This window comes from Lysinibacillus capsici (genome assembly GCF_020217405.1).
Lineage (GTDB): Bacteria > Bacillota > Bacilli > Bacillales_A > Planococcaceae > Lysinibacillus > Lysinibacillus capsici.
The window spans coordinates 1640148-1652782 of sequence record NZ_CP084108.1 but is presented as its reverse complement, the minus strand read 5'-3'; the positions used below and the strand labels follow the sequence as shown (position 1 = coordinate 1652782).

General features: G+C 37.0%; 12 protein-coding genes. 2 read left to right on the top strand and 10 right to left on the bottom strand.

Annotated elements, in window-relative coordinates; all coding sequences use genetic code 11:
• The first annotated feature begins 136 nt into the window (after positions 1–136).
• On the top strand, positions 137–754 hold the full coding sequence (locus tag LCP48_RS07845) for an HAD-IA family hydrolase (RefSeq protein WP_004232771.1): 618 nt from the start codon (positions 137–139) through the stop codon (positions 752–754).
• Between the two features lie 46 nt (positions 755–800).
• Here LCP48_RS07845 and LCP48_RS07840 read toward each other — a convergent pair whose 3' ends face one another.
• The 4 genes from LCP48_RS07840 to LCP48_RS07825 all read right to left on the bottom strand — a co-directional run bounded on the left by LCP48_RS07840 (position 801) and on the right by LCP48_RS07825 (position 4471).
• Positions 801–1625, bottom strand: coding sequence for a methyl-accepting chemotaxis protein (locus LCP48_RS07840; RefSeq protein ID WP_009374105.1), 825 nt, complete (start codon positions 1623–1625; stop codon positions 801–803).
• Between the two features lie 98 nt (positions 1626–1723).
• On the bottom strand, positions 1724–2698 hold the full coding sequence (locus LCP48_RS07835; protein WP_009374106.1) for a VanW family protein: 975 nt from the start codon (positions 2696–2698) through the stop codon (positions 1724–1726).
• A 303-nt stretch (positions 2699–3001) separates the two neighbouring features.
• Complete coding sequence (locus LCP48_RS07830; protein WP_225340839.1) at positions 3002–3610, bottom strand: CAP domain-containing protein; 609 nt, start codon at positions 3608–3610, stop codon at positions 3002–3004.
• Positions 3611–3841: 231 nt separating this feature from the next.
• A complete protein-coding gene (locus LCP48_RS07825; RefSeq protein ID WP_004232764.1) occupies positions 3842–4471 on the bottom strand; it encodes a transmembrane-type terpene cyclase in 630 nt (209 codons plus the stop codon).
• A gap of 159 nt (positions 4472–4630) precedes the next feature.
• Between LCP48_RS07825 and pgeF the strand changes: the two genes are divergently transcribed.
• A complete protein-coding gene (pgeF, locus tag LCP48_RS07820; RefSeq protein WP_225340838.1) occupies positions 4631–5395 on the top strand; it encodes a peptidoglycan editing factor PgeF in 765 nt (254 codons plus the stop codon).
• Between the two features lie 36 nt (positions 5396–5431).
• On the opposite strand, the gene LCP48_RS07815 is transcribed toward pgeF, so the two are convergent.
• From LCP48_RS07815 to LCP48_RS07790, 6 genes are all read right to left on the bottom strand, one after another.
• Positions 5432–6544 carry a Ger(x)C family spore germination protein gene (locus tag LCP48_RS07815; protein ID WP_202341456.1) on the bottom strand — a complete coding sequence of 371 codons (1113 nt, stop codon included), beginning with the start codon at positions 6542–6544 and terminating at the stop codon, positions 5432–5434.
• Positions 6541–7623 (bottom strand): GerAB/ArcD/ProY family transporter, encoded by a 1083-nt coding sequence (locus LCP48_RS07810; protein WP_004232759.1) that lies wholly within the window; start codon positions 7621–7623, stop codon positions 6541–6543. The genes LCP48_RS07815 and LCP48_RS07810 overlap by 4 nt, the downstream gene beginning before the upstream one ends.
• 28 nt (positions 7624–7651) lie before the next feature.
• On the bottom strand, positions 7652–9046 hold the full coding sequence (locus LCP48_RS07805; protein ID WP_004232757.1) for a spore germination protein: 1395 nt from the start codon (positions 9044–9046) through the stop codon (positions 7652–7654).
• Positions 9047–9199: 153 nt separating this feature from the next.
• Entirely contained in the window at positions 9200–10573 is a 1374-nt protein-coding gene (locus tag LCP48_RS07800; protein ID WP_004232755.1) for an amino acid permease, read from the bottom strand.
• Positions 10574–10829: 256 nt separating this feature from the next.
• Positions 10830–11039: a hypothetical protein gene (locus LCP48_RS07795; protein WP_004232753.1), complete on the bottom strand. Its 210-nt coding sequence runs from the start codon at positions 11037–11039 to the stop codon at positions 10830–10832.
• Between the two features lie 45 nt (positions 11040–11084).
• A complete protein-coding gene (locus LCP48_RS07790) occupies positions 11085–12599 on the bottom strand; it encodes an NCS1 family transporter (protein ID WP_004232751.1) in 1515 nt (504 codons plus the stop codon).
• Positions 12600–12635: the final 36 nt, after the last annotated feature.

Sequence of the window (12635 nt, the reverse complement as noted above, 5' to 3'; positions counted from 1 at the left end):
CTGATAATATTTACCATAAGATGTTTACGTACGCTCAAAATGGTGGTTATTTCAAGATTACTAGATCGCCCATTCCATGTAACATTTTTTAGCATAGAACGTCAATACAACGAGATGAAAAAGGAGAAAGTTTGCAATGAAGCATATTATCTTTGATTTTGATGGGACGCTGGCAGATTCTACTGCTGTGTTTGCATCAGCATGGAATACTTTAGCCCAAAAATATAAATTTAAAGGCATTGAATTGAAGGAAATTGATACATTAAAAAAATTATCAATTTCAGAACGCAGTAAGTTATTCGACTTTCCAATGTATAAGTTGCCTATGATTTTACCGCAATTTTATAAATTATATCGCCAATCATTAAATGATGTTCATCTGTTCGAGGGAATGAAGGAAGTATTAATAGAGATTAATAAAAGAGGCTATAAAATCCTGATTATTTCCTCAAACTCTAAAGAGAATATTTTAGAATTTCTTAAAATGAATGGTATTCATTGTGTAGCAGATGTACTTTGCTCCAACCGCATTTTTGGTAAGGACAAAGTAATGAAAAAGTTTTTAAAGGAAGCGAATGTTGACTCATCTGACGTCGTATACATTGGTGACGAGCAAAGGGATATTGTTGCGTGTAAGAAAGCCGGAGTACCAATTATTTGGGTGGAATGGGGCTATGATGCCAAAGAGGTCGTGCAAAATGAAGAACCTGAATACAGTGTCACAACACCACAGGAAATTTTAGAGATCATTTAATCATGAAAAAGGATAATAGCACTTGTCTATTATCCTTTTTATATAACTATCCTTTGATGTCACTAATTTGCATAAGCTTTTCTGCTGTACTATTAACCCCTTTGTAGGCATCTGTTAATTCATGCATACTCGCAGCAAACTGCTGTGTAAACGCAGCAATTTGATTCGATGATGCATTGACCTGATCGATGGATTGTTTAATGTTTTCTAGTTGCACAGTTATGCTATCAGCACTTTCTGTACTACTCTGAGACATTTTTTGTATTTCAGAAGCGACCACCGCAAAGCCACGCCCATGCTCACCTGAACGTGCCGCTTCTATGGATGCGTTTAGACCAAGAATTCTCGATTTCATAGCTAAATCTTTTACTAAATGGACAATCACATTAATTTGTTCTATATCGCCTGTCATCGATTCTGAGAAATTAGACAACTCTTCCAAACGATTGGATACATCCTTACTGGCAGTGGCTAATCCTTCATTTGTAGCTGTCATTTCTTCTACAGCACTTGAAAGCTCGGTTGCCAGTAGGCGCATACTATCCATTTTTTCATTGGAAATAATGGCACTTACTACGCCAATAACACGTCCTCCTTCAAAAATAGGCTGGGCAGAGGCAATATAGGCCATACCAAAACCTTCTGCACCACGCTCCTCTTTTACAAATTCCCCTGAACTTAACGCTATTTCTGTTGCTGTACCTCGATATTTATGTACTGGATCACCAACCCCAACTTTTAAGTCAACCTTTTTTCCTGGTTTGTAGGCAAGCACTCTTTCCGTATCTGCCACGATGACACAAGCATCCTCTGGGTAAGTTGCTTGGTATAAATCAATCGAATCAATAGTTGCTTGTAGTTTAGGATGCATTGTCATTTCCTCCCTAAAATTTTCTGAACTGTATCAATTTAACTATATCATGCGATCCGAAAAAAGACACCAACGTCTAGTGGTGTCTCATTACAAGATTATGATTTTTTCAATAATTCTACATATTTTTCTGCCGTTCGAATTTCAATTGTTAGAGAATTCGCTCCATAGCTTGCCTTAATTAAAAATGGTACATCATTTGAGTTTTGAAACCTAAAATCTAACGTATCATAAGATACCGTAGCATCTCTTCCTTTTGGGACATATCCTACATCTAACGAATGATGATGGCGCTCAACATATTTGATAGGAATTTGGTCTACTGCATTAAACAAGGTTGAAGAAGTTTGACAGATTCCACCGCCAATTCCCATGACCACCTTCTTATTAATAATTTCAGGTGCGGGTTGATAGCCATTTGCCTCATCTCTGGGGCCTACAATTGTATTAAAAGAAAAATAATCGCCACTGCCTACAATCACATTATGAATGGCTCTGGCAGACAGCTCAATATTTTTATTTCTTCCTAAATCAGCACGATTGAAATAAGTTGTATAAGATGCAACAACCACTTCCTCTAATAAAGGAAGATCCTCAAGATAATAGCCACTTTCTGTTATATAGAGCGGCATTTCTACCTGACCACCAGTCGCAGAAGCTTCGATAATACGCTCCACTAGCTCACTTTCCTTTAAAATAATTTGCGGCTTCCCCTTAATGACTTGCCCGTTTTCATCCAATCGATCAAGCAGCATACGCTGATCATAGCCATTTGATGTGTCCGTTCCTCTCGCCCATTCCCTTGCTAATTGTTCTAGATGTTTTTGATAGGCCTGTGGATCCGTATCGAAGCCAAATTCCTTTGGAGATATTGTTTTAAGTACCTTACTCGTAGTTGGATCAACAACCTCTACAATAGGATCAATCATTTGTTCATATGTAACAGGTTGCTGTACTTCCTCACGTTGTTGAATTTCTTGTTCTAGCTTGTTATGATGGACTGCTTCTTTTTCACAACCTACTAGACCTATCATACAGATAACGCAGCATGTAGTTAACCACTTCTTTTTCAACCATAACACCACCTCTATCTTCATACTACAGAGACATCTTATTCGTCTATTGCTAATAGTGTGTTGTTTTTTGGTTATTTTTATTTGTCAAGACAGCAAAAACACGCTACATTATCCTTACGCCTGACATATCTCCAATTTGATGTTTCAAAAGATGAGCATCAACCTGTAAAGTTGTTTTTACTGCTCGATTTAGGAGAATTTAAAAAGTAATATACGCTTCCAATCCGGTATACTTTAGAATTTAACGCGAAAAAGAGCATCTACTAGCTATCCCAAAAGCCAATAGATACTCTTTCTTTTTTATTTTTGAATAAACATTTGTGTCCAGTAATTACCTTCCCGTACATAGCCTACACCAATATGTGTGTAGCTTTTATTAAGGATATTGGCACGGTGTCCTTCACTGTTCATCCGAGCCGTTACAACTTCCTGTGCGGAACGTTGGCCCTTCGCGATATTTTCACCAGCAGATTTATACGTAATACCGAAGTTTTTCATCGTAGTAAAAGGTGTACCATACGTTGGACTTGTGTGGTCAAAGTAATTTTTATCGTGCATATCTTGCGACTTATATTTAGCTACCCTTGATAGCTCCCAATCTTCTTGCAATGCTGGTAGACCTGCTTTTGCCCGTTCTGCATTGACAAGTTTAACAACCTCTTGTTCAACTGTTGCCTGTTCTTTTACAGGGACGTTAATTTTTTGTCCCGGAGAAATTTGATTTGGGTTGGCAAGTTGTGGGTTGGCATCGATTAATTCCTGTACACCCGTTTCTGTTTTTAATGCTATTTTCCATAGAGTATCACCAGATGTCACCGTATAGGATTCGGCGGCCATTGCCGCAACTGGCATTAATAATGAAGTTGCTACTACTGAAGCTAGTGTTGCTTTTTTTAATTTTTTAAACATGTTAATCACCCTTCCTAATTGCTCTACCATTATCCTAAATAGTTTCTGAGCCATAATCATCACAAAATATTTGGAAGGATTTTTACAATTGTATGACAAGCTCGCCATATGTTTGGTTAAAGTCCTTTATCTCGCTATTCTTTCCCATCGGAATTGTCATCAAGTTGCAATATGTTTGTAATTGGCATACATTACTAATAGATTCAGTAATCAATAGCTGCACAATATATCCTATTTTGCTAATTGTTTACGCTGTAATCGATAAATTAAGAGAATATAAAGCCAATCATAAAAGAGCGTTGCTACAGAAATAATGGTAATTAATGGTGTGCGGAAGTATAGATAAAAGCCCACCGCTGCAAATAATGTACCCACCATCTTACAAACTGCTATCCCCATTGATTGACCAGCTAAATTCCCTCTTTGCAATAATAAAGCAATAAATAGTCCTGACATCATAAGATTTTGGAAGAATGCTACGTACTTTCCTTCGAAATCTTGAAAGTCATAGACTATACCTAAAATGATCAGCATGCTAAAAATTAATGTGATCAAAAAGGAGAAATACAATAGCTTTTTTGATAGCATCTTTCGATATTCATTTGGAGCATACCGTAAAAATTGCATCAAAATAAAGACATCCAATACAAACCAAATGAGCGTAATATAGCGTTGCAGGTCATTTTGTGGATAGAAAAAGGCAAAGATAAATTCCCATGAAATATTGGCACAAATAGCGACCATAGGCATACCATAGGTTTTATCTTGCCATCCTTTGTAAATAACAAGTATATATGTAAAAATCCAAAAAAGACCCATTCCTACTTGGCAAATTAGTAATATGTCTTGTTCACTCAACATTCACGCTCTCCCCCCTCTCTAGCATTCCTTCTACTATATGAGGAAATCGATTCTTTATGTCTAAAAGTTTGATAGACGGGTAAAGGAGTAGCTAAATAGTAAAAAACGGCAACCTATACATTCCATAAGCAATCCTATATAGTAAAATGAGGTGATTAAATGAAAATAAAAATGTATATAGATAATGAGCAATTTATCGCAGGAACGACCTTAAAAGATCAGATGGAAGTAGAACACAATAATATGGCTTTGCATAGTTGCCATGATGTTCAAGCTATCATTAACAATCGTCAGCATTTAGCTGCGACATTGAACTGTGATTTGCAAAACTTTATTTGTACAGAGCAAACACATAGTGCGAACTTTCATAAAGTCACATTAGCGGATCAAGGACGAGGAGCTGCGCAAATGGATACAGCGGTGAAGAATATAGACGCGCTTTATACGGTAGAGCCTAACTTACTTTTATGTAGTTTTACGGCAGATTGCGTGCCCGTTATTTTTTATAATGCTGTGAATGGACTTGTCGGTGTGATTCATTCGGGATGGCAAGGAACAGTCAAAGAAATAACACCCAAACTGTTTCAGCATCTTATGAATGAAGAACAGTGTCGACCTGAGGACTTCCATGTTCAAATCGGTATGGCACTGAGTCAGCAGAAATTTGAGGTAGACACAGACGTTTATGAAAAATTTCACAGTCTTGGTTATGCAGAAGAATTTATGTATTACAATGCAGAAACGAAAAAATACCATATTAATAATCAACAGACAGTCAAAAAGCAATGTGAGCTTGCGGGTATTCCCGCGAATCAAATACAAATTGATGAAACCTGTACATTCCTTAGTCCCGATGGCTTTTCTTATCGTCAAGACAAACAAGCTGGAAGACATTTAAGCTTTATTATGCGAAAAACACACTAACAGCAAAGACCCTTCTTATCGAATGGGTCTTTGCTGTTATTTTAAAGTACCTGTACTAATAATGGACGTTTCTACATGGACATTCACGTCTAATTTTCTAATAAGCTCTCTTGTTTTTTTCGATGTCCATTTTCCATGATAATACATTCTAAATTCTTCACTTAAGCCAGCTGGGTCTACTTCTGTTTTATTTAATCGCGCTAAAAATTCACTAATATCCTGTTCCAGCTGTTTATTCACATCTTTTTCCAGATCACTAATCCTTTCAACTGTAAATAAATGTGATTCTCTTTCTCCCTTATATTCGCTTAATGTACCCTTTATTTTTAAGAAAATCGTTAATTTGGGTGATTCCATATTTTTATTACTCTCTTTTTTCACACTGCTCTCGATTAAATCAATCATTACCTTTTCTTCTCCATGTCCTGCATTTAAATCAAGGTGCAAAGGAGCAAGGTTTTTCTGTCCACTTAAAGCTTGAATAACTAGTGCTTCCTCAGGTTTAATTAATTCGTGCATCTGATTCCCTTTAAATATGGCAACACCTTTAATCTCTAATTTCTCCCCTCGTTTTTCTACATAGGGTAATACTGTATCCACTACAGGATTTGTAATCGAGTACATAAAATCATGAATATTGGTATTGGGGTTAAAAGCAGTATTAATACTCGGCTCTAATAGATTGTTCAAATAAAAATTAATACTTGGCTTATCAGGATAATCCCCTTTTAAAATCGCTTCCGCATTATCCTTCACAACAGCTATCAATACTTTATTACCTACTTCCGCATTGCGATACAAGTGCTGAACGATTTTTCGAACATTCCCTTTCCGCGCAAAATCTTCGTTTACTAAGACAACGCGCAATTGATTGAAGACTATTTTCTTATCGGATTGCTTTTCTATTTCCACGATGCCGCTTGATACTAAATCCGTTGTGATAGAAAAAGTTTGTGTGTCTTTTTCTGCGTCTGGAGAATATTGGGGGATCGCTACTGTGAGTCTCATCTGGTTCTCATCGATATAGTCAAAAGCCATCGAGTCTACCATCCCAACATCCTCTAGAGGAACTTTTATTTCTTTTTTAGAACAGCCTGCAAGTAAAATTAAAATCAAAAAAGAAATGATGCATAGATGTTTATTTTTCATACCTGCACCTGCTTTTTTCGAATAACATATATCAGGATTAAAAACACTGGCCAACTTACCAGCACATAGCCTACATAGTTACTTGCCATAAATAATTTTTCTTGGAATTCACGCGAAAAGGGCATTTTTACAATAAAGAAAATGATACAGGCGATGATATACAACTGATAACTTTGCTTTTTCTTTTTAAGGAAGGTATCCATACCCCTTTTTGCACACCATACATAGGCTGTAATCGAGGATAAGATTAGAAAAACCCAAAGCGTAATGCCAATGATATCGATTCGCTCAATAAAGGTAAATTCTCCTGCCTTAAATAGGTTTAATACTGAAAACTCTACATTTTTTAATTGCCACTCTGAATAATACATGACGCTAATAGCTGTTGTGATAAAGCATAAAAATATACTAATCCAAATACCGATTAAGGAATGACGAAATGCCTTTTTTTGATCGATGATATATGGAAAATAAAATAGAATTAATTCGTAACCAAGGATAGAAAAATATCCTTGCTTTAACGCTTCATAAAATTCCTTAGGCGTAAAATTAAAGAGAGGCAAAAAATGACTTGTATCACCTTTTTCGATGGCCCAGCGGGTAAAATAGAATAATCCAATGGTAATAAAAAATGTCATTATACAAAATCGTGCAATAGATTTAATACCCCCACTTACAATATAAATAAGTAGCAGTAAAAAGCAAAGGACAGGCATGGTGATGGTTTGTTCCTGCAATGCTGTACTTTGAATTAAGTGCATATAATTACTAATAATCCCTGCACTAAAAACAATAAATTGAATAATGACGAGTAGATTTATAAACTTTCCGAGCCATTTTCCCAATAATATTTCATTCATTCGAAATAAATCATCATTGGGAAACTTCGAACAAAGCCATACCATCGCAAATAGTGTCAGGCTAGCAATCACACCAAAGAGAAGAGGCATAAATGATTGTGTATAGCCCATAGGACTTAATTTCTGAGGGAGCGAAAGGATACCGGTACCAATCATAATACTTTGCGCTAAGAAGATGACATGATAACGATTTAACACCTTTCCTTTTGTTGTATTCAAAGTTAACCACCTCATTCTCATTCTGACACTATTTTTTCTGTGCTTTTGAAATACCAGTCTTACTTCTTATATATTTAGTTGGAAATCGAATGACACTATCCAATAAATCGCTTGGCTTTCTTGGAATAGCAGGTGTCATATAATGCGTTCCTAAGGATTTGAGACTTAATAAATGGTGGATTAACCACGCAAAGGCGAGCATCTGTCCAAACAAGCCAAATAATCCTGCTGATAAGATAAAAATATAGCGGATGAAGCGGCTAGTATTACTCATTAAGAAAATGGGCGGTAAGAAGGAAAGTAGTGCTGAGGTAGCGACTAATACAATGAGTATATTACTAAGTAATCCAGCTTCTACGGCAGCTGTACCAATTACAATACCTCCTACGATACCAATTGTTTGTCCGACTTTGGCAGGCATTCGGGAGCCCGCTTCTCGCAACACTTCAATAATAAGCTCGATAAATAATACCTCAATCAGTGGAGGAAACGGCACCTTACTTCTTGATTCCTGAAGATTTAGTAATAATTCGTATGGCAAAATTTCTGGATGGAAGGTTAAGGCTGATATATACATGGGTGTAATCATGATCGTTAAGAAAAAACCAAAAAAGCGCAGCATCCTTAATAAAGATGCTGTTGTCCAACGGTTGTAGTAATCCTCAATCGACACGAACATTTCAAAAAAAGATGTGGGACAGACAATGGCTAGTTGACTATTATCCATAAAAATGACGATTCTCCCATCCAGAAGATAACGGCAAATACTATCTGGACGGACTGTCATGTAGTATTGTGGAAAGGGCGATAATGGATTATCCTCGATTAATTGCTTCAACACGGATATATCCGTAAATAACGGATAATCTACCTGGTCAATACGGTTTCTTAAATCATCTAAATTTTCATGGCTCACGATATTATCCATATACATAATCGATATTTTAATATTGGCTTCTGACCCAACAATTCGATTTTCATTTTTTAGCATGGAGCTTTGAATCCGTCTTCTCACTAACGATATATTCGTTTCTAATGATTCTGTAAATGCATCCTGTGGACCAATTACAGTCGACTCTGTTTCCGTATCCGTAATGGCCCTTGTAGGTGCGCTATACGTATCGACGCTTAATAGGGCGTTGGTTTCGTGAAAAAAAAGAAGGGTTTGCCCAGCATTCAATTTTTTAACGACACCTTTCACATCCTTCGGGTCCACATATTGAGCCATTTGATGAATTTGTTTCAAATTATTAGCTAGCGGAATCGTCACCATGGTTTGTAAGGTCATTTTTTCGATGAGTGAGGAGAAATAAATGACCGTCACATCCCCTTCTTCTGTAGCGATCATTTTCAGTTTTACGTCATCGACTTCGTTAATCTCCTGCTTTAATTTAGCGACAATCTGCTCGGGTATCTCGTTCATTTTCGCTCCACCCCTTTTGTTCCGATAAATACCAGCCCATATCATTCAGTTTTTAGTAGTTTGTCTTTTTTTCATCTAATTATGTAAAAATTGTGCTAGCAAAAATAGCCATACAAAAAGGATGCATCCCATTTAGAGATGCATCCTTTTACGCTATTCTATAGAATCTTTGCTGTATCGGTTTTTACCAATACCAAATACGTAGTAGCTGATTGTTACAAGAACTAAGAAAATAATACCCACTATTAATGACACGCGTGTATCATCATTGAACCACATGCCGACTAGTACCATGATTAAAAAGATGATTGTTACATAGTTTGTAATCGGTGCGAACGGCATTTTGAAAGGATGCTTTGCTAGCTGCGCTCCCTTTTCTTTTCTAAAACGAATTTGACTTATTAAAATGATAAACCACGGAATCATCCCTGGTAAAACACTTGCACTATACACATAAACAAATAAGTTTTCAGGGGCAATATAACTTAAAATAACACCAACGACTAAGCCAACTAATACGCCGGCTGTTCCAAATAAAGGCACGCCATTACTAGAAAGCTTTGCGAAAAATTTTGGTGCTTGTCCATTCATAGCCAGTGTATATAACATACGTCCAGCACTATAGATTCCACTGTTACAGCCTGACATTGCAGCAGTGATGACGACGAAATTAATAATACCTGCAGCAGCTGTGATACCTACCTTAGCAAATGTCGCAACGAAAGGACTACCAATTGTGCCAAGCTCGTCCCAAGGATACACTGTAACAATGACAAAGATTGCACCGATATAGAAAATTAAAATACGCCAAATGATACTTTGAATCGCATTGGTAATTGTTTTCTGCGGATTTTTTGCTTCTCCCGCCGTAATTCCAATGAGCTCCACCCCTTGATAGGCCGCAACAACTAAAGATAAGGCAAAGAAAAATCCTGTCCAGCCACCTGTAAAGAAGCCACCGTGACTCCACAGATTGGATAAGCCGATTGCTATCCCATCATTGCCAAAGCCAAAGAAGATAAGTCCGACCCCTGCAATAATCATTAAAATAATCGTAACAATTTTAATCATCGCAAACCAGAATTCAAATTCTCCAAATGATTTGACAGAAATGAAGTTCGCCACACCTAAAATCACCATTGCAATTAGACCAGGTATCCAAGCCGGTAATTCTGGATACCAATATTGCATATACGTTCCTACTGCTATAATTTCAGACATCCCAACAATAACCCATTGGAACCAGTTACTCCACGCTGTTAAATACCCTGCTAAAGGATGAATATATTTATAGCCAAATGTGGCAAAAGAGCCTGTACTTGGCTCCATATAAAGCATCTCACCCATTGCCCTCATAATGAAAAAAATAAAAATACCTGCAATACCATAGGCAAGGAGTACAGAAGGTCCTGTCCATTGAATAGCACTTGCTGAGCCCATAAATAGCCCAACACCAATCGTACCGCCAAGTGCAATCATTTGAATATGACGTGCTTCTAATCCTCTTTTCAATTCCTTATTGGCCACTCCATAACGCCTCTTTCCCTGTTGTTCTTTCTACGATGTTTTTACTTTAAAATAATAATCAATTTTTCTAAAAAAGACAAATGTATTTTTAGGAAAAACAAAAAGTATTGCTATTTTAATAGAATAACGAAAAATAGGTAATAATGAGGATTTAATTGGTGTTTGTACGAAATATGATGTTACTTCAACAATATTTAAATCAGAAAATTCAAAAAACTCTATTCCGTTCAAGTCGAAAGGAATAGAGTTTGCTTCGTTATTGTAATAAAGTTTGTTCGTGTAATTTAGCAGAGAAGTATTTACGTGCATCTGCTGTTAGAATTTGTAGCAAAGTCACTTCTTCTTGACGTGCAAATTCTACAAACATCCCACTTAAATTTTCGTAGACATATTTGATTTTAAAGCCACTATCTAAATAATGATCTACTTTTTGAATTTCCTCTGTGCTTTGTTGGAATTCAGACATGCCATCACCTCACCTTCTTTTGAAAATGTCTTGATGTTGTCTCACTTACTCGGCACCCTTCATCTCTAACAGAGGATCTGGTTGCTCCACCAGTTCATCTTCATTTGGGACCGCCGTTGGAGCTGCTGGTTGGCCAAATATTTCATCTAAATTATGTCCAACTGTAATACCTAAATATTTGACATCACTTGGATCATCTAGCTCAGCTTGTGGATACTTTTTAAACCACCAATACTTCGCTAATACATAATATACAATCGCGCCTACAGCGAACCCTACTAAAGAAGAGTAAGTTGAAAATATATTGGCAACTGCACCACCGATTACCCAGGCGATTAACCCAGCCATATTAAAGCCCTTAAAATATTTAAATTGCCCATCTAATTCATAAAGCTCTTTTACATGTACGCGCCGTTTACGAATTAGGTAGTAATCAGCAAATAAAATACCTACAATCGCTGTTAAAATACCGCCAATGATTAATAGGACATTGACCATGACATCAAATAGACTCCAAGGCTGTGCAAGAATACCAATAATTCCTGCAATAACTACCCCTACCCAGAATGGCACTTTTGGTCCCCCAATATTAGAGAAAATAGTAGCTGCTGGTACAACGTTGGCAGAGGTATTTGTCGACCATTGTGCTAATACAATCATCAGCAATAGAATCCCAAGAATAAAGCCGCTTGCACTTTGCTGTAAGGCATTAATTGGGTCTGCCGAGGCAACTGCCATATAGCAAACTGCACCAATCGTAACAATGAATGTGTTTGTAATGGGCATGACAATTAAAGAGCCTACAAGCTGTGTTTTATTACGCTTGAACCAATTACGCTCATTTTTAGGTGCTTTAAAGAAACGGGATAAGGATGGCATATCAGCTGCTAATGTTGCCCAAAAGCCCATATTTGCCATCACCACTACCATAAAGGCGGTAAAAGCAGCGAAGCCTGTTGTTGGGGTTTCCACCCACGTCCAAATATTTTTTCCCTGAGATGTTGCATTATCTGCCAATGTGTAATACATCCAACAAGAAATTAAAATAATGACAGGGGCTGCTAAATCAGCAAAGCGCTCAATGGATTTAATACCAAGTGATGTATTAAAGAGTTGAAGCGCTGCAAACACAAGGAAGCAGATAAACCAATTATCAAAGTCAAACAATAAATTTAAAATTCCGTTTATCGCTAAGGCACCAAAGTACGTATTCAAACCAAACCAACAGGCAGCTGTAATACCACGTACAAGGGAAGGTAGATGAGTACCGAATGTGCCAAATGGTGCACGCATATAAACAGGGAAAGATAATCCATGCTCTATTCCGATATCACCAATTAACGTCATAAAGACGCCAATTAAACAAGAACCTACCAATGTTGCCACAATCACCATGGGTAAGGACAAACTCATAATAGCCGAACCACCAATGGCAAAGGCCGCTAATACAATTGCCATTCCTATCCAAATTACCGCAAAACCAAATGTTCCAATATTTCTTTGTTGATGTGTCACTGGAAGTAAATCTGGGGATTTTAAATAATTCCCTTCACGTTCCATAATGTTTCTCTCCTTTTTTTCTAATTTCCGTGACAA

Coding starts and splice junctions, on each gene's coding strand:
- LCP48_RS07815 (WP_202341456.1), bottom strand. CDS start 6,544: ATGAAAAATAAACATCTATGCATCATTTCTTTTTTGATTTTAATTTTA.
- LCP48_RS07795 (WP_004232753.1), bottom strand. CDS start 11,039: ATGTCTGAATTCCAACAAAGCACAGAGGAAATTCAAAAAGTAGATCAT.
- LCP48_RS07805 (WP_004232757.1), bottom strand. CDS start 9,046: ATGAACGAGATACCCGAGCAGATTGTCGCTAAATTAAAGCAGGAGATT.
- LCP48_RS07825 (WP_004232764.1), bottom strand. CDS start 4,471: ATGTTGAGTGAACAAGACATATTACTAATTTGCCAAGTAGGAATGGGT.
- LCP48_RS07840 (WP_009374105.1), bottom strand. CDS start 1,625: ATGCATCCTAAACTACAAGCAACTATTGATTCGATTGATTTATACCAA.
- LCP48_RS07830 (WP_225340839.1), bottom strand. CDS start 3,610: ATGTTTAAAAAATTAAAAAAAGCAACACTAGCTTCAGTAGTAGCAACT.
- pgeF (WP_225340838.1), top strand. CDS start 4,631: ATGAAAATAAAAATGTATATAGATAATGAGCAATTTATCGCAGGAACG.
- LCP48_RS07845 (WP_004232771.1), top strand. CDS start 137: ATGAAGCATATTATCTTTGATTTTGATGGGACGCTGGCAGATTCTACT.
- LCP48_RS07790 (WP_004232751.1), bottom strand. CDS start 12,599: ATGGAACGTGAAGGGAATTATTTAAAATCCCCAGATTTACTTCCAGTG.